The organism is Nonomuraea sp. NPDC048826 (assembly GCF_043198225.1).
In the GTDB taxonomy this organism is placed as follows: domain Bacteria; phylum Actinomycetota; class Actinomycetes; order Streptosporangiales; family Streptosporangiaceae; genus Nonomuraea.
Map to the genome: position 1 here is coordinate 1 of NZ_JBICUQ010000001.1, position 16,849 is coordinate 16,849.

Consider the following 16,849-nt stretch of genomic DNA (forward strand, 5'->3'; position numbering starts at 1 on the left):
CGAACTCGGCGGTGCCGGCGGTGAATCGGTCACCGGTGAGTTGCATGCCGTCGCCGGAGTCTCCGGCGAACCGGATGATCACCCGATCGAGTTGCTGCACCTGCTTGGTCACAGCTCAGTCCTCCTCGACGCGCCTGCGCGCATCGCTTCTGGCGCGTTCTCTTTTTTCATGCTAGATCCTCGGGAGGTCGCGCGTTTGCACACCGCCCAAAGCGGGTAAACGCGGTGAGTTCAGGATGCGGCGGCGACAGAGGGGCGACACAGCCCTGCCGCCAGCCTGCAGAGGTCTACATGCAGGCGAGCGAAGAGGACAGTTCGGGTCACGAGCGCCAACTATACGTCCCCCTGCCACGTCGGCTACCTCAGGGGCTCCTTGTGCACGGGCGCGATCCCTGAGGTGTAGAGCTGCCCGGCCTGCATCCCGGCCGTCCCGTACAACTCAGGAACGGTGACGAAGGTGTAACCCTTCCCGGTGAGTCGTTCAAGGATGTCCGGAACCGCGGCAACAGTCGTCCGCTGGGTGTCGTGCAGGCGCACGATCGCGCCCGGGTGCGCCCGGGCCACCACCCGGTCGGCGATCTCCTCCGAGTCTCTGTCTCGCCAGTCGGCGGTGTCGACGCCCGCGTCCACCACGGCCAGCCCCTGTTCGCGGGCGACGTTCCGCAGCTCGGTGCTGACCGATCCGTACGGCGCGCTGACGAGCGTCGGGCGCCGGCCGATCGCCGCGGTCACCACGGCCTCGGTGCGGGCCAGCGAGTCCGCGATCCCGCTGGTGGACAGCCGGGCCAGGTCGCGGTGCTTGTACGAGTGGTTGCCGACGAGGTGGCCCTCGGCGCTCATCCGGCGCAGCAGCTCGGGTTCACCGGCCGCGTTGCAGCCCACGGTGAAGAACGTGGCGCGGGCGCCCGCCGCCCGCAGCGTGTCGAGCACCCTGCCCGTCTCCGGTCCGGGGCCGCTCTCGAACGTGAGCGCGACGCACTTGGTCTTCGTGCAGTCGACGGTGCCCGCGCGGCTGCTGACGGCGGCGGGGGCGGGGGAGGACGGCGCCTTCGGCCGCTTGACCGCCACCTGCTGTCCGGCCAGCCGGGCGGCCTGCTGGGCCCGCCGACCGGTGTCCGACAGCAGCGGCCGGACCCGGCCGGCGGGCACGGCCACGGCCAGCCTGCCGAGCGAGCACGGCCCGAGTTCGCAGTCGTCGAACTCCACCACCAGGTCGCCGTCGGCGTTGAAGGCCATCGAGTCGAACCGGTCGCGGCGGGGGACGGCCTGCTCGCGGTCCACCTCGGCCCCGCGGTCCCGGAGCCCGGCCTTGACCAGACCGGCCACCTCGCGCAGCGCGGGGTCGCCGGTCAGCAGGCCGGTCGAGTCCATGGCCCGGCGGGTACCGGGGTCGTACCAGAGCGTCGTGGTCGCGTGCTGCCAGCCCGTGCCGTGGGAGCGACCGGCGCGCAACCGCACCCCGATCGCGTCGCCCGCGGCGACGAAGTGCCAGTCGACGTTCAGCTCCGGGAAGGACGTGCCGCGGGCGCTCCTGCGGAACTCCTCCAGCCGCCCCCGGGCGTCCTCGCGCAGCTTCTCGTTGAGCGGGGCCGCGTCGCTCAGCTCCGGATAGCTGATGTGCACGCGGCGGGTCGCGGCGTCGTCGCCCAGCAGCGTCCGGGGTTCGAGTCCGGACACGCTCGCGGGGTCGACGAAGACGATCCTCGTGGGGTCGGCGGGGAGCCGGACGTCCCGCGGGGGAGTGGCCGAGGCGAGCCCGCAACCGGAGGCGGTGAGGGCCGCCAGGAAGATTCCTCCCATAGATCGCGCTTTCGACATGAAGATGAGCATATGTCGTAAAAGCTATGATTTGCCGGGTTTTGGGGGTATGGGGCGTTAGCTTTGACTGGGTTACCATCGCGTTCATGGACGGCTACTACGGGTCCTACCTGCTGGTCGCGGCCCTGCTCGCGATCGGCGTCGCGATCGTGGCCGGGGCTCTGCTGATCAACCGGCTGCTGCGCCCGACCCGGCCCACACCCGACAAGCTGACCAGCTACGAATGCGGCGTCGACCCCGTCGGCGACGGCTGGGCCCAGTCCCAGATCCGCTACTACGTCTTCACCTACCTCTACGTGGTGTTCGCCGTGGACGCGGTCTTCCTCTTCCCCTGGGCGACCGTCTTCGACGCGCCCGGCTACGGGGTCACGACACTGGTCGAGATGTTCGTCTTCCTGGGCTTCATCGCCCTGGGCATCCTTTACGCCTGGCGCAAGCGCGTCCTGACCTGGACGTAGCCCTCCTGACTGATCCGCGCAACAATGGGCCACATGGCAGCGACGGATCTCCCGATGCCCACCGTGGGGCCGATCTCCCGGCTCGCGCCCAAGCCCATGCGGTTCGTGCTCAACTGGGGGCGCCGCTACTCGCTGTGGGTGTTCAACTTCGGGCTGGCCTGCTGCGCGATCGAGTTCATCGCCACCTCGATGAGCCGCCACGACTTCATCCGGTTCGGCGTCATCCCGTTCGCCAACGGGCCGCGCCAGGCCGACCTGATGATCGTCTCCGGTACGGTCACCGACAAGATGGCACCGGCCGTGAAGCGCCTCTACGAGCAGATGCCCGACCCGAAGTACGTCATCTCGTTCGGCGCCTGCTCCAACACCGGCGGCCCCTACTGGGACTCCTACTGCGTCACCAACGGCGTCGACCAGATCGTCCCCGTCGACGTCTACGTGCCCGGCTGCCCGCCCCGCCCGGAGGCGCTGCTGCACGGCATCATGAAGCTGCAGGAGAAGATCGCGGAAGAGAAGCTCGGCGACCGCTACCTCTGGTCGCGTTCCCACGGGGAGGACGCGTGACCGGATTCGACGCCGGGCCGCTCGACGGCCGCGCCGACGTCACCGACTCCTTCGGCGACACCGTCGTCGACGTCGCCCCCGAAGACTGGATCGAGCTGCTCACCCACGTCCGCGACGCGCTGGGCTACGCGTTCTTCGACTGGCTCACCGGGGTCGACGAGCCGCCCGACACCTTCCAGGTGGTCGCGCACGTCTACAACCCCGACACCCACCGGCGCCTGCTGCTCCGCACCGGCGTGCCGCGCGACGACCCGCGCCTGCCCACCGCCGTCGGCGTCTACCGGGGCGCCAACTGGCACGAGCGCGAGACGTACGAGATGTTCGGAGTGATCTTCGAGGGTCATCCGCATCTGGTGCCGCTGCTGCTGCCCGACGGGTTCGAGGGTCACCCGCTGCGCAAGGACTTCGTCCTGGCCGCCCGCGTCGCCAAGCAGTGGCCCGGGGCCAAGGAACCCGGCGAGTCCGGCCACGGCGCGCCGAGCCGCCGCAAGACGCTGCCGCCGGGCGTGCCGGCCGACTGGGGGTCACCCGATGCTTGACGTGGTGCTGCACTTCGCCGTGATCCTGGTCATCTTCCTCGCCCTGCCGCTGATCGTGGGGCAGACCGAGCACAAGGTCATGGCCCACATGCAGTCCCGCCTCGGGCCCATGTACGCCGGCGGCTTCCACGGGTGGGCGCAGCTCATCGCCGACGGTGTCAAGTTCATGCAGAAGGAGGACGTGATCCCGGCCGCCGCCGACCGGCGCGTCTTCATGATCGCCCCGGGTGTCGCGCTGGTGCCCTACCTGGTGGTGCTGATCGCGATCCCGATCGACGACGGGTTCGTCGGCGTGGACCTCGACCTCGGGCTGTTCTTCGTGCTCGCGGTCATGGGCGTCGGCGTGCTCGGCGCGATCATGGCCGGCTGGGCGTCGGCCAACAAGTACTCGGTGCTCGGCGGCATGCGGGCGGCCGCCCAGCTCGTCGCGTACGAGCTGCCGCTGGTGCTGGCCGCCTCCTCCGTCGCGATGGCCGCCGGCACGCTGTCGCTGCCCGGCATCGTCGAGGCGTGGCAGTGGTGGTGGCTGCCCTGGCAGGCCATCGGCGGCGTGGTCTTCTTCATCGCCGGGCTGGCCGAGCTCCGCCGCCCGCCGTTCGACATGCCCATCGCCGAGTCCGAGATCATCATGGGCCCGATGACCGAGTACACCGGCATGCGCTTCGCCCTGTTCATGCTGTCGGAGTACGCCGGCATCGTCGTCCTGTCGCTCCTGACCACCGTGCTCTTCCTCGGCGGCTGGCAGGGGCCGCTGCTGCCCGGCTGGCTGTGGACCCTGGTCAAGGTGTTCGCGCTGGCCTTCGTCGTCATCTGGCTGCGCGTGACCTACCCGCGGCTGCGCGAGGACCAACTGCAGAAGCTCGCCTGGGCCGGACTCGTGCCGCTCGCCCTCCTCCAGCTCGCCATCACCGGCGTGGTCCAGGTCATGATCTGAAACCTTCCGCACCCCCCGTTCGTCGAACAGGCGGGGCCCCGCGAGGGGAGATCGCATGACCTACCGATTATCGCTGCTCGGCCCGGCATTCATCGGCCGCCCGCGCTCGGAGATCGTCCTGACCTGGGACGGCCCGACCCTGATCGTCACCGACGGCGACGACTCCCTGCGCGTCACGCCCGCCTCGCTCTACTTCTATCGCTACGACCGGGACATCGCCGACGGCGCCACCCAGGAGATGACCGGCCTGGCCGCCCTCGACGACGACGGACTCGTCCTCCTCGACCTGCCCGGCGCCTGGCGGCAGGGCTACATCGCCGCCTTCTGCGCCGCCATCGGCGTCCCCTTCGTGGACGGCTCGTCCGAGCCGTCCGGGCCGTCTGAGCCGTCCGGGCCGTCTGAGCCGTCCGGACCGTCTGAGCCGTCCGGACCGTCTGAGCCGTCTGAGCCGTCCGAGCCGTCCGAGCCGTCCGAGCCGTTCGGACCATCCGGATCGTCCGAGCCATCCGGGCCATCCGGATCGTCCGAACCGTCCGAACGGACCCGCGCCCGGATGTCCGGCAGGGCCCCCGGCTGGCGGCGCGTCACCGCCTCCTCCGCACGCAAACGATCACCGTGGCGGATGCCGCTCATCTACGCGTCCGGGGTGATCGGGCTGGCGGTGATGGCGTACCTGATCTCGGTCGGCGCATGGGCGGCGTGGCGCGGGCTGACCGTGATCGGCCGGGTGCTCCTCGACCTCGTCGACGTGAAGTGGCTGGTGGTCGCCTTCAGCCCGCTGGCGCTCGCGTACCGCCCGGTCATCGGCCGCTGGCGCCGGTACCAGGCCCGCAGAGGCTGGCGCGCCGGCCCCCCGACCGGCCCCAACCTGGTCATCGGCGCCACCAGCGAGCTCCAGATCCACGCCGGCGGGGAGAAACTCCCGCTGGAGATCGGCAAGGAGGCCGGCCAGGCCGCCCGCATGCTCGTCTACCGGTACGAGGACCGCTCCGGCCTGTTCATCCAGGACACCAACGGCAATCCCTTGCACCACATCCCCGGTCCCTGGGACCCGGAGGACCTTCATCGCCTCGGCATCCGGCACCAGTTGGGATTGGCGGTGCATGGGATAAGTCGCGAGGAGTATGTGGACCTGATCAGGAGGTGTCCCAACGGCTCGCCGTGAGCGTGCTCTGCGGCGCTCCGGGCTCGCTGTCGCGCTGCCTGGGTCCCTGGGCTTCCTCGTATCCGCGCTTCCAGGTTCCCGCGCTCCTTGGTTCCCGCGCTCCTTTACACCGAGCTTCCTGGCCGCCTGGGCTTCCCGGCACCGCGTTTCTGACCGTCCGAGCTCTGTAACCGCGCTCCGTGGCACCCGCTCTTCGAATGTCGGTGTCCACACGGCGCTCCGGGAGGTCGCACCTCCTCCGGCGCCCGCGACCCCCCGCTCCCACGCGACCCCCCGCTCCCACGCGACCCCCCGCTCCCACGCGACTTCCCGCACCCACGACAGCTCCCGCGCCCACGACAGCTCCCGCACCCACGACAGAACTCGGTTGCGTGTCCCCTCGTCGCGGTGCTGAGCTGGCGGCATGGACGCTGAGAAGGTGTTGGCCGCATTCGACCGGGAGCTGAGACGAGAGGCCCGCCCTCTGTCCCCGGGGGACCGCGTAGAACACGAGGACCGGGTCGTCCGTTACCTCTCAGACGGCTGGGACTGCGTCATCTGGTCAGGGCTGGACGACGACACCGCCGACACCGAGATCGCCACCCAGATCTCGTGCTTCACCACCCTCGGCCGCCCGTTCGAGTGGAAGCTCTACGGCTACGACCAGCCCGCCGACCTGTCGGACCGTCTCCTGAAGGCCGGGTTCGTCCCCGGCGAGGAGGAGACCCTGATGGTCGCCGAGATCTCCGATCTGGACACCGAGGTCACGCTCCCCGACGGCGTCCACCTCCATCCAGTCACCGCGGACGCCGACCTGGACCTGATGAGGTCGGTGCACGACCGGGCATTCGGCACCGACTCCACCGACCTGGTCCACGCGCTTCGAGCCCAACTCGCCCAGGGCACCCTGGTGGCGTTCGTCGCCATGGCCGGGAACGAACCCGTCAGCGCCGCCCGCATGGAGCTGTGCCCGGGCACGGGGTTCGCCGGCCTGTGGAGCGGCGGCACCATCCCCGCCTGGCGTGGCCGCGGCCTCTACCGCGCGCTGGTCGCCTGCCGGGCCCGCGTCGCCGCCGACCACGGCTACCGCTACCTCCAGGTGGACGCCTCCCCCGAAAGCCGCCCCATCCTCGAACGCCTCGGCTTTCACCCCCTCACCACCACAACCCCCTACACCTACGAGCCCTGACCACCCCACTCAGCCTTCCAGGGTCAGGAACGGTCACCAGCCCAGACCAGGCAGGAGTCACCAGCTCGAGTCAGGGACCGATCACCGACCGGGGGAGGCAATGGCGTCGGCCCTGGACCTGGGGTCGGCAATGGCATTGGCCCTAGAAAGGGAACGGCCGCCGAGCCCAGAGCAGGCAACGGTCGCGGACCCAGAGCAGGCAACAGCCACCGGTGTCCTTCACATCCAGAGCCCTGACCTACGGCCGCGCCAGAAGCAATCAGTGGACGATGGCCAACATCACGTCGGATGCCGAAGGTCGGTCCTCGGGGTTCTTGGCCAAGCAGGCACCCGCGACGCCGCGCAAGGACGGCGGCAGCGGAGACAGGTCGGGATGGAACGAGAGCACCCGGTTGAAGATCGCCGGCACCGTGTCCTCCCCGAACGCGGGCCTGCCCGTGGCCGCGAACATCATCGTCACCGCCCAGCTGAACACGTCGGACGGCGGACCCACCGGTGTGCCGGATAACTGCTCGGGCGACATGTAGGAAGGCGTGCCGACCATCTTGCCCGAGGTCACCGTCACTTGGTCGAGCGCCCGCGCGATGCCGAAGTCGATCACCCGAGGCCCGTCCTGGCCGATCAGCACGTTGCTCGGTTTGAAGTCGCGGTGGACGACGCCCGCCTTGTGGATGGCGGCCAGCGCGCCCGCTGTGGACAACGCCAGGCGAGTGAGGCCGTCCTCGTCGCGCGGCCCGTGCCGTCGCACCAGCTGCTCCAGGGACGGGCCTTCCACGTACTCGCTGACGATGTAGGCGAACTGGCCGGTGATGCTCACGTCGAGCACCCGGGCTGTGGAGAACGTCGCGACCCGCCGGGCCGCGTCGACTTCCCTGGCGAACCTGCCCCGCGCCGTGTCGTCGACCAGATCGTGCAGCACCTTGACGGCCACCCGCACGCCGTTGGGCGCCATCGCCAGGTAGACCGCGCCCTGGCCGCCGCGTCCCAGAGGCTGCAGCACCCGGTAATGCCCGATCCACTCGGGCTCGCCGGAACGTCGGTGGGCGGTGGGCGCGGTGGTGCGCTGGTGGAGGTCGTGCGGAGGGTAAGCGCCCGGCGGGCCGGAACGTACATGTGTCTTGCCGGACGGACCGGCATACGCCGGAGCCGGGATGGACGGACCGGAACGCGCCTTGGCCATGGCGGGCACCAGGATGCCCGAATGGATCACCCCGCCGATCCAGCCGGCGACGAACATGAGCGAGACGATCGTGCTCGCCGGCTCGGGAATGTCGTCGACCTGGTCGTACGCACTGATCATGATGATGAAGACGCCCACGTTGACGGTGTAGAGGCAGGCCGCGATGAACTGCCCGACACTCTTCAACCAGAAGGCCGCGAACCCGATCGTGAACGGCGTCGCCAAACCGCACGAGAACAGGGAGAGGGCGGCCCAGACGATCGAGGCTGCCCAGGCCCCGCCGCTCGGGCGGCTCGGATGGTTCAACGACATGGCGAGAGACTACATCCGTGCACTTGCGCATATCGGACGGCAGCCTTTCTTGTGGATAACTCCCCACCAGGCTGTGGATAGCTGTGGAAAACCTGGGGACAACGGACTGGCGCATTCACGGGCGCGGTCAAGTGCGTCATGATGTTGAGCCATGGCACGGATACCGGGCGTAGGGCTGGCGAAGGGGCTGACCATCACCCTCCGCCACATGCTGCGCAAATCCGTGACCCAGCAGTATCCCGAGGTCAGGCCCGATCTTCCGCCCCGCAGCCGCGGCGTCATCGCCCTGGTCGAGGAAAACTGCACCTCATGCATGCTGTGCGCCCGGGAATGTCCCGACTGGTGCATCTATATCGACTCCCACAAGGAGACGATCCCCGCGCCGGAAGGCGGTCGGCCGCGCCAGCGAAACGTGCTCGACAGGTTCGCCATCGACTTCGCCCTCTGCATGTACTGCGGCATCTGCATCGAAGTGTGCCCGTTCGATGCGTTGTTCTGGTCGCCGGAGTTCGAGTACGCCGAGGGTGACATCCGCAACCTTCTGCACGAAAAGGACAAGCTGGCCACCTGGGTCCCCACGGTCCCGCCGCCGCCTGCCCACGACCCCGGCGCCGAGCTGCCCAAGGAGCTCTCCGCCGCCCCCCGCCGCCCCGCCCGCGCCGGCGCCGCCCAATCGGCCGCGCCTCCCCGTACCCCTGCCTCCGAACGCCGCGCTCGTACGACGGAGAAAGCACCCACCGGCCCAGCGGAGCCCCCGACCTCGGCCGCCACCCGCCCCGCCCCGGCCGAAGACGCCCCGCGAACAGAGGGCACAGGCGAGGCAGCGAGCCCGTCCCAGTCAGAAGGCCCTACCTCTGGAAAGGGCCCAGCTCAGGCTGAAGGTCCAGGCAGGGGAGGTCGCGCATCCGCTGAAGGCCCCGTGACCGAGGGAGGCCAGGGCGCAGGAAGCGGCCCCGTGGCTGGGGAAGGCGCCGGAGCTGCGCCATCCGGAGCCGTCGGCGCGCCCTCCGAGACGCCGTCGACGGGCGAAGACCAGTCTGCTGGTGCAGACCAGACGCCGTCCACGGATCGCGGGCCGGCGCAAGAGTTTTCCACAGGCGGAGAGTCTGGGCAGGAGCTGTCCACAGGCTCGGCGGAATCGCGACCGGAGCCCGGCCCGGGGGAGCAAACTTCAGGCGCGAGGCCGCGAAGGCGCCGGATGGCCGATCCTCGCTCCATCCGGCCGCCCGGCAGGCTCGACAAGGAAGAGCCCAGGGAGCCCGAGGAGGAGTAGTGACCGAGGCGGTGCCCTCCTATCTGTCACCCACCGGACAAGAGATCGTCTTCTTGCTGCTGGGAGCGGTGGCGGTCGGTTCGGCGCTGCTCGTCGTCACCACGAAACAGCTCGTTCACGCGGCTCTGTGGCTGGTGGTCGCGTTCGGCGCGCTGGCGGGCTGCTATCTGGTGCTCACGGCCGAGTTCGTGGCGTGGGTGCAGGTGCTGATCTACGTGGGCGCGGTGGTCGTGCTGCTCCTGTTCGGCATCATGCTGACCCGGGCCCCGGTCGGCCGTTCCGCCGACCTCGACAGCGGCAACCGGTGGGTGGCGGCCGTGGTGGCAGTGGCGACCGCGGGCGTCCTGGTGACGGTGGTGATCGACGGCTTTCGCACCGCCTACACGCCACTGACCCCGGGCACGGGCGCCGCCGGTGAGCTGGGCGCGAGCATCTTCAGCACGTGGGTGCTCCCGTTCGAGGCGCTGTCCGTCCTGCTGCTCGCCGCCCTGATCGGCGCCATCGTCCTGTCCCGCACCGACATCCCCGGCGGCGCCCCCGCCGGTCCTGTGAACGGTCCGACGCATCCCGACGTCGGCGGCGCAGCACCCGTCTCCGCTGGTCCTCGGGATGGTTCAGCTCCCACCGGCGCCCCCGACCCGGTGAAGGATCCGGTACGCGACATCCCCGGAGACGCGGCTGGCCCTGGGAGCTCGGTGCGTCCTGACGTCGGCGGTGACGCGCCCGGACCCGCTGGTCCTGTGGGCAGGTCGGTTCGCGCGGACGCCCGTGGTGGCCCGTCCGACGCGTCCGCGTCTCCCGCCGATCCATCCCGTACGGGGACGTCCGGTGGTTCGCCGCCCGACCAGACCGGGGGTCATTAGTGCACATCGTCTATCCGGCGGTTGTTGCCGCGCTCCTGTTCTCCGTCGGCGTCTACGGTGTCCTCGCCCGTCGCAACACGATCCTCGTGCTGATGTCGGTCGAGCTGATGCTCAACGCCGTCAACCTCAACCTCGTCGCCTTCGACGTGTGGCTGGGCGACCGGCTCCACAGCGGCCAGGTGTTGACCTTGTTCGTCATCGTCATCGCCGCGGCCGAGGTGGGGGTCGGGCTGGCGATCATCCTGGCGCTGTTCCGCAACCGTCGGACGGTCGACATCGACCACCTGCGCGACCTGGCCGAACCCGCCGACGATGCCACGCCGGAGGACGAACGGCCCGCCATCTCGGGCGCCCATCTCCCGGCCGCCGCCGTTCCCGTCCTCGTGGGAGCCACGGCAGGCGCCTCTCCGCCCCGCAGCCCTTCGTCGCCTGGGCATGCCGGCAGTGCCTCCGGTAGAAGCACAGCCGGAGGTGCGGGGAGCGGTTTCGGCGGCCGGCCAGTGGAGGACGGCCTACCCGAGCAGGGCAGGTACGCGGGGGAGGGTGGCCCGTCGACCGAAGGTGGTGCGTCGGCCGAAGGTCGCGCGTCAGCCGAAGGTGGTGCGTCGGCCGAAGGCGGCGCGCCGGCGGAGTCCGGACGAGCAGAGGGCGGCGCGTCAGCAGAGGGTGGGCACAAAGAGGGCGGACCGTCGATAGCGGCTGGCCCGGCGGGGGCCGGTGAGTCTGTGGAGTCCAGGCCGAGGGAAGCCGGTGGGTCGGCGGAGGGCGGCGGCGCATCTGCGGAGGCAGACCCAGGGCAGGGCGGTGGGTCGGAGGGGAACGGCCGGGTTGGGAAGGACGACCGGTCCCCTGACGATGGTTCCTCGGTGAAGCGGTCTTCTGGGGACAGTCTGCGGGGTGAGGGGTCCTCCGGGGAAAGTCCGCGGGGTGAGGGGTCTTCTGAGGGCAGCCCGCCGGTTGAGGGATCTCCTGGGGATGCCCAGCGGGGAAAGGACTCTTCGGGGGATAGTCCCCCGGTGAAGGGCCCTTCTGAGGGTGGCTCGGCGGTGAAGGAAGGTCGGAACGGGGAGGAGACCTCGTCCTCGGGGGAGACCGCGTCCGCAGAGGGTCGCCGTACCGGTGAGGACGGGCGATCTGCGGAGGGTGACCGGTCCGCTGGGGAGTCCGGCCGTATCAGGCGAGGGGGCGCGTCGTGACGACCTTCCCGTTGCTGGCCGTGCTCCTGCCGTTCGTGGCCGCCGCCGCAGGGCTGCTGCTGTCGCGGTGGCCGGGCCGGCGCGCGTCGGTGGACGCGAACCGGAGGGCCGCCTGGATCGCGGTGATTCCGACGGCCGCGGCGGCGGTGCTCGCCGTCTGGCTGGCGTGGAGTCAGGGATTCGCCTACCTGGAAGGCGGGCCGCGGGCGGAGCCTGTGGGCGCCACCTACGGCACCATCGTCACCGGCAGCGTGCCGATCTCGCTCACGCTGCAGGCCGACGACCTGTCCGCCTTGCTCGGCGTGCTGGTCACGCTCGTGGCGCTGGCCGTCCAGGTCTACTCGATCGGCTACCTCAAGGACGACCCCCGCTACCCGTCCTACAGCGCCTTCGTCAGCCTGTTCACCGCGGCGATGCTGCTCGTGGTGTACGCGGGCGACCTCCTGGTCCTCTACGTGGGCTGGGAGATCATGGGCCTCTGCTCCTACCTGCTCATCGGTCACTGGTGGGAGGACCTGGGCAACTCCCGCGCCGCCATCAAGGCGTTCCTGGTGACTCGGCTCGGCGACGTCGGCTTCCTGTTCGGCATCTTCGTGCTGGGCGTCGGCGCAGACAGTTTCCGCATCGCCGACGTGCTCGCGGCCGTGCCCCAGATGTCCACCGGCACGCTCGTGGCCGCCACGATGCTGCTGCTCGCCGGGGTGGCGGGCAAGAGCGCCCAGGTGCCGCTGCACACCTGGCTGCCCGACGCGATGGCGGGCCCCACACCGATCAGCGCCCTGATCCACGCCGCGACGATGGTCGCCGCCGGCATCTTCATCGTGGCCAGGCTGTTCCCGGCCTTCACCGCCGCCGGACCGACGATGGACGTGCTCGCGGTGATGGCCGCGCTCGGCATGCTCGGGGCCGCTCTCGCCGCGCTCGCGCAGGACGACCTGAAACGCGTCCTGGCGTACTCCACGGTCAGTCAGCTCGCTTACATGGCGGGCGGCCTCGCCGCCGGGTCCGACACGGCCGCGATCTTCCACCTGGTCACCCACGGCGCGTTCAAGGCGCTGCTGTTCCTCTGCGCCGGTCTGGTCATCCACCACGTCGGCTCCAACCTGATGAGCCAGATGGGCGGGCTCAGGCGCGACATGCCCGTCACGTTCGCGGCGACCACGGTCGGCTTCGCCGCCCTGATGGGCCTGCCCCCAGCCAGCGGCTTCTTCAGCAAGGACGCGCTGCTCGCGGCCATGGAAGGGGCGCTGGCCGGCGGCCTCACGGACGCCGCCGCCCTGCTGCTGTACGCGTGCGCGCTGGCGACGGTCGCGGTGACCGGCGCGTACGCCACGAGGGCTTGGCTGCGCACCTTCTTCGGTTCGGCGCGTACGGTCGCGCTGGCCGAACCGGCGCCCGGCACCGCGCACGTCATCGACGTCCGCGAGGGGCCGCGCACGATGCTGGTGCCCGTCGCGCTCCTGACCATCCCCGCCCTGCTGCTCGGGTTCGCCGCCGAGCCGCACCTCGATCTGCCGGTGGCGGTCACCAGTGTCGCCCTGGCGCTGCTGGGCGCGGCCGTCGTGTATGTCGCCTGGCGGGCCGATCCGCTCGCCGACCCGGCCCGGCTTCTCGGGGTGCTGCGTGCGCCGTGCGAGCGGGCGTTCTACGTCGACAGCCTCTACGCGACGATCGTGGTGAGGCCGGTGCTGGCGCTGGCCAGAGGCGTCGTCTGGGCCGACGACGTGGCGGTCGACGGTGCGGTGCGCGGCTCCGGTCGTACGGCTCGCGGGCTGTCCGGGATGCTGCGGCTCGTTCAGAACGGCAATGTGCAGCTCTACGTGAGCGGGCTGCTCGCCGGAGTGCTGCTGATCGCGGTGGGGGCGGTGGTGTTCGCGTGACGAACTGGGTTCCCGTCGCGTTGATCGCGGTGCCGTTGCTGGGGGCGTTGGCGCTCCTGGTCGCGCCCGACGTGCTGCGGCCGGTGCTGCGCGGGTACGGGATGGCGGTGTCCGGCCTGACGCTGGCCCTGGCCGCGGTGATGGCGGTGACGTTCGACTACGGGCAGGCGGCGCGGCCGCAGTTCACGGTGGACGTGGCGTGGATTCCCGGGCTCGGCCTCCGCTTCCATCTGGGCGTGGACGGGATCTCGCTGCCGCTGGTCGTGCTGACGGCTTTGCTGACGTTCCTCTGCTTCGCGTATCTCGGCTGGGGCGACGGCACCCGGCCGGGTCAGCTCCTGCATTCCAGGCCGGGCGGGGCACGGCCGAGGGCGCTGGTGTTCACGCTGCTGGTGCTGGAAGTCGGCATGATCGGCACATTCCTCGCCCTCGACCTGCTGCTGTTCTTCGTGTTCTTCGAGATCGTGCTCGTACCGATGTACTTCCTGATCGCCATCTGGGGCGGGGAAGGGCGCAGGGCGGCGGCGATCAAGTTCATCCTCTACACGCTGCTCGGATCCGTCGTGATGCTCCTCGGCCTGCTGCTCATCTGGGCGCAGGCCGGCACGCTCGACATCGTCCAGCTGGCCCAGGGCCAGGGCTCGGGCATGAGCAGGGCGGTGCAGGTCGTGGCGTTCGTGGCGGTGGGTCTCGGACTGGCCGTCAAGACGCCGATGTGGCCGCTGCACACCTGGCTGCCCGACGCCCACACCGAGGCGCCCACGGTCGGGTCGGTGCTGCTGGCCGGGGTGCTGCTGAAGATGGGCACCTACGGCTTCGCCAGGATCGCGATCCCGATCCTCCCCGAAGGGGCGGCGGCCGTCGCGCCGTGGCTGGGGGCGTTCGCGGTGGTCGGCATCGTCTACGGGGCTCTGGCCTGTCTGGCGCAACGCGATCTCAAACGGATGATCGCCTACTCGTCGGTGGGGCACATGGGCTTCGTGCTGCTGGGCTTCGCCACCCTCTCGACCGCGGGCATCAACGGCGCCCTGTTCGCGAACGTCGCCCACGGGCTCATCACCGGCCTGCTGTTCTTCCTCGCCGGAGCGATCAAGGACCGCTACCACACGGCCGACATCCCCTCGCTGGGCGGCGGCATGCTGGGCAGGCTCCCGCATCTGGGCGCGGTTCTCACGTTCGCCGCGATCGCCTCGCTGGGGCTGCCGGGTCTGGCGGGGTTCTGGGGGGAGATGCTGGCTCTGTTCGGCGCCTTCCAGCCGGCGGCGCTGCTTCCGCGCGGGCTGTTCCTCACCTTCATGGTGATCGGCGGGCTGGGTGCTGTTCTGACGGCCGCGTACTTCCTGGTCATGCTGTCCCGGGTCACTCATGGCAGCCCCGCGGTCGGTGGTCCTGCGGTGCTCGCCGGGGTGGCGTCGCATGCCGCGAGCGAGGGCGTCGTCGGCCGGTTGACCGCCACCCTTCCCGAGCCTCCGGACGAGCGCCCGGTCCATCCTCTGCCGGACTCCGGGGAGGTTGGGGAGTCTGGGGAATCTCGGGGGGACGACATCCGGGGCGAAGCTCCGGCATGGTCCGAGGAGTCGGAGGCAGCCCCTGGCGAGAGTCTGCCGGGCGGGTGGCCGGATGCGCCATCTCGTGAGGCGGGCGCGCCTTCCCATGGGGTGCCGTCGGATGTCCAGGTGGACGAGGCTTCGCGCGGGGTGCCGGATGTGCAGCGGCACGAGTTGGTCGCGTGGGTGCCGCTGATCATTTTGATCCTGCTGTTCGGGCTCTGGCCCAAGTTGTTGCTCTCCCTCACCACGCCGGCCGTGCAGACCCTGCTGGGAGTCCTGTCATGATCCAGCAGATCGACTACTTCGCCGTCGCCGCGCCGTTGACTCTCGCTCTGGTCGCCGGGCTGGTGCTGGTGCTCGACGCCTTTCTTCCCGCTGGTCCCAAGGTCAGGTCCGGGCTCGGGGTGGCCACGCTGGGCGGTGTGCTGGTGGCACTGGCGTTCGTGGTGGCCCAGGCGCTGACGGGCCGGACGCTGTCGACGTTCTGCGTGCCCGCGCGGCTGAGCGGCGGCGACGCCGGGCTCTGCTCGTTCGTGGTGGACCGGTTCACGCTGGTGCTCGCGGGGCTGGTGCTGGTGGCGGCCGTGGTGATCGTGCTGATGTCGATGACCGAGCTGGCCGGTGGCGGCATCCCGGTCGGGGAGTGGTACTTCCTGCTGCTCTGCACGCTGGTGGGCGCGGTGACCCTGCCTGCGTCGCGCGACCTGATCATGCTCGTGGTGGCGCTGGAGCTGGTCTCGCTTCCTGTCTTCGCGCTCACCGCGCTCAAGCGGTACGACGGCCGCGCCTCCGAGGCCGCGGTCAAGCTCTTCCTCGTGTCGGTGGTCTCGACGGCCGTCATGCTGTTCGGGGTGTCACTGCTGTACGGGGTCGGCGGCACGGTGTTCCTGTCGCGGCTCGCGGCGGTGCTCGGCGGTGAGGTTCCGGCTCCCGGCTGGCCGGAGGGCGCGCAGTCGCTCGTGGCGGCGGAGCACGGGCTGCCCGGGGTGGTGACGGTGGGCATCGTGCTCGTCGTGGCGGGCTTCGCCTTCAAGATCGCGGCGGTGCCGTTCCACTCCTGGGCCGCGGACGTGTACCAGGGCGCGCCCGTGCCGGTGGCGGCGCTGCTTTCGGTGATCTCCAAGGCGGCCGGGTTCTCCGGGCTCATCCTCGTCCTGGTCATCGGCCTTCCGGGGCAGTCGGAGACCTGGGCACCGATCGTCGCCGTCGTCGCGGCGCTCACCATGACGGTGGGCAACCTGCTGGCGATGCGGCAACGTTCTGCCGTACGGCTGCTGGCCTGGTCGTCGGTGGCCCAGTCGGGCTACATCCTCGCGCCGCTGGCCGTCGCGCTCCAGGCGTCCGATCGCAGTCTGGGGGCGAGCGCGGTCGGGGCGTCCGTGGCCTATCTGGTCATCTACGCCGCGATGAACCTGGGCGCGTTCGCGGTGGTCATGCTGGTCTCGCGGGTCGCCGCGCGCAACGAACTCGGCGATTACCGGGGGCTGGTGTTCCGGCGGCCGGCGGAGGGGCTGTCGCTGGCGTTCTGCCTGATCTGCCTGGCCGGGTTGCCTCCGGGGCTGGCGGGGCTGTTCGCCAAGGTGGTGGTCTTCCGCGAGATCGTCGACGGCGGGGCCGCCTGGCTGGCCCTGGTCATGGCGGTCAACACGGTGATCGGGCTCTACTACTACGTCGTCTGGACGGCCCAGCTCTTCGTCCCCGAGCCGGGCGGTGCTCTGGCCGCACGCCGGGTCTTCCCGGCTGCATGGGTGGCGACGGGGGTGGCCGTGGCGGCGGCGGTGCTGTTCTCGGTGGCGCCCCAGCTCGTCCTCGACATGACGCTCTTATCGGGCTGATCTCGCGCCGGGTCTCCAGTGGGGTCGTGTCGGGCTGATCCCACGCGGGCGTCCGCCGAAGCCGATCCACCGTACGCCCACGGCGTAGGCCGTCGCTCTGTCTGATCCCACGCG

13 protein-coding genes and 1 pseudogene are annotated in these 16,849 nt (G+C 70.4%); 12 read left to right on the top strand and 2 right to left on the bottom strand.

Features of this window, described 5'->3' with window-relative positions; genetic code table 11:
• Positions 1-357: 357 nt before the first annotated feature.
• Positions 358-1,818: a polysaccharide deacetylase family protein gene (locus tag ACGFI7_RS00005; RefSeq protein ID WP_393397250.1), complete on the bottom strand. Its 1,461-nt coding sequence runs from the start codon at positions 1,816-1,818 to the stop codon at positions 358-360.
• An 86-nt stretch (positions 1,819-1,904) separates the two neighbouring features.
• On the opposite strand from ACGFI7_RS00005, the gene ACGFI7_RS00010 reads away from it, so the two are divergent.
• From ACGFI7_RS00010 to ACGFI7_RS00035, 6 genes are all read left to right on the top strand, one after another.
• Positions 1,905-2,276, top strand: coding sequence for an NADH-quinone oxidoreductase subunit A (locus tag ACGFI7_RS00010; RefSeq protein ID WP_393397253.1), 372 nt, complete (start codon positions 1,905-1,907; stop codon positions 2,274-2,276).
• A gap of 54 nt (positions 2,277-2,330) precedes the next feature.
• Positions 2,331-2,840 (top strand): NADH-quinone oxidoreductase subunit B, encoded by a 510-nt coding sequence (locus ACGFI7_RS00015; RefSeq protein ID WP_393399548.1) that lies wholly within the window; start codon positions 2,331-2,333, stop codon positions 2,838-2,840.
• On the top strand, positions 2,837-3,379 hold the full coding sequence (locus ACGFI7_RS00020; protein ID WP_393397256.1) for an NADH-quinone oxidoreductase subunit C: 543 nt from the start codon (positions 2,837-2,839) through the stop codon (positions 3,377-3,379). Before ACGFI7_RS00015 ends, ACGFI7_RS00020 begins: the two co-directional genes overlap by 4 nt.
• Entirely contained in the window at positions 3,372-4,313 is a 942-nt protein-coding gene (gene nuoH / locus ACGFI7_RS00025) for an NADH-quinone oxidoreductase subunit NuoH (RefSeq protein ID WP_393397259.1), read from the top strand. The genes ACGFI7_RS00020 and nuoH overlap by 8 nt, the downstream gene beginning before the upstream one ends.
• A 55-nt stretch (positions 4,314-4,368) precedes the next feature.
• A complete protein-coding gene (locus ACGFI7_RS00030; RefSeq protein WP_393397262.1) occupies positions 4,369-5,478 on the top strand; it encodes a hypothetical protein in 1,110 nt (369 codons plus the stop codon).
• Between the two features lie 403 nt (positions 5,479-5,881).
• Positions 5,882-6,646, top strand: a complete 765-nt coding sequence (locus ACGFI7_RS00035; protein ID WP_393397265.1) for a GNAT family N-acetyltransferase — start codon at positions 5,882-5,884, stop codon at positions 6,644-6,646.
• Positions 6,647-6,905: 259 nt separating this feature from the next.
• Here ACGFI7_RS00035 and ACGFI7_RS00040 read toward each other — a convergent pair whose 3' ends face one another.
• On the bottom strand, positions 6,906-8,138 hold the full coding sequence (locus tag ACGFI7_RS00040) for a serine/threonine-protein kinase (protein ID WP_393397268.1): 1,233 nt from the start codon (positions 8,136-8,138) through the stop codon (positions 6,906-6,908).
• A gap of 313 nt (positions 8,139-8,451) precedes the next feature.
• Here ACGFI7_RS00040 and ACGFI7_RS00045 point away from each other — a divergent pair, with 313 nt between their 5' ends.
• From ACGFI7_RS00045 to ACGFI7_RS00070, 6 genes and pseudogenes are all read left to right on the top strand, one after another.
• On the top strand, positions 8,452-9,411 hold the full coding sequence (locus tag ACGFI7_RS00045) for a 4Fe-4S binding protein (RefSeq protein WP_393399549.1): 960 nt from the start codon (positions 8,452-8,454) through the stop codon (positions 9,409-9,411).
• Positions 9,411-10,274, top strand: coding sequence for an NADH-quinone oxidoreductase subunit J (locus ACGFI7_RS00050; protein ID WP_393397271.1), 864 nt, complete (start codon positions 9,411-9,413; stop codon positions 10,272-10,274). The genes ACGFI7_RS00045 and ACGFI7_RS00050 overlap by 1 nt, the downstream gene beginning before the upstream one ends.
• Positions 10,274-10,555, top strand: a pseudogene (gene nuoK, locus ACGFI7_RS00055) (NADH-quinone oxidoreductase subunit NuoK); the annotation flags it as partial. The gene ACGFI7_RS00050 and the pseudogene nuoK, both read left to right, overlap by 1 nt.
• Positions 10,556-11,466: 911 nt before the next feature.
• Entirely contained in the window at positions 11,467-13,350 is a 1,884-nt protein-coding gene (locus ACGFI7_RS00060; RefSeq protein ID WP_393397274.1) for an NADH-quinone oxidoreductase subunit L, read from the top strand.
• Positions 13,347-15,185 (top strand): NuoM family protein, encoded by a 1,839-nt coding sequence (locus ACGFI7_RS00065; RefSeq protein ID WP_393397278.1) that lies wholly within the window; start codon positions 13,347-13,349, stop codon positions 15,183-15,185. The genes ACGFI7_RS00060 and ACGFI7_RS00065 overlap by 4 nt, the downstream gene beginning before the upstream one ends.
• Complete coding sequence (locus tag ACGFI7_RS00070) at positions 15,182-16,735, top strand: NADH-quinone oxidoreductase subunit N (protein WP_393397282.1); 1,554 nt, start codon at positions 15,182-15,184, stop codon at positions 16,733-16,735. Before ACGFI7_RS00065 ends, ACGFI7_RS00070 begins: the two co-directional genes overlap by 4 nt.
• Positions 16,736-16,849 lie beyond the last annotated feature (114 nt).

Bases quoted from the DNA above. Each gene is read 5' to 3' on its own strand.
- ACGFI7_RS00005 (WP_393397250.1), bottom strand. From the start codon at position 1,818: ATGTCGAAAGCGCGATCTATGGGAGGAATCTTCCTGGCGGCCCTCACC.
- ACGFI7_RS00010 (WP_393397253.1), top strand. From the start codon at position 1,905: ATGGACGGCTACTACGGGTCCTACCTGCTGGTCGCGGCCCTGCTCGCG.
- ACGFI7_RS00015 (WP_393399548.1), top strand. From the start codon at position 2,331: ATGCCCACCGTGGGGCCGATCTCCCGGCTCGCGCCCAAGCCCATGCGG.
- nuoH (WP_393397259.1), top strand. From the start codon at position 3,372: ATGCTTGACGTGGTGCTGCACTTCGCCGTGATCCTGGTCATCTTCCTC.
- ACGFI7_RS00030 (WP_393397262.1), top strand. From the start codon at position 4,369: ATGACCTACCGATTATCGCTGCTCGGCCCGGCATTCATCGGCCGCCCG.
- ACGFI7_RS00035 (WP_393397265.1), top strand. From the start codon at position 5,882: ATGGACGCTGAGAAGGTGTTGGCCGCATTCGACCGGGAGCTGAGACGA.
- ACGFI7_RS00040 (WP_393397268.1), bottom strand. From the start codon at position 8,138: ATGTCGTTGAACCATCCGAGCCGCCCGAGCGGCGGGGCCTGGGCAGCC.
- ACGFI7_RS00045 (WP_393399549.1), top strand. From the start codon at position 8,452: ATGCTGTGCGCCCGGGAATGTCCCGACTGGTGCATCTATATCGACTCC.
- ACGFI7_RS00070 (WP_393397282.1), top strand. From the start codon at position 15,182: ATGATCCAGCAGATCGACTACTTCGCCGTCGCCGCGCCGTTGACTCTC.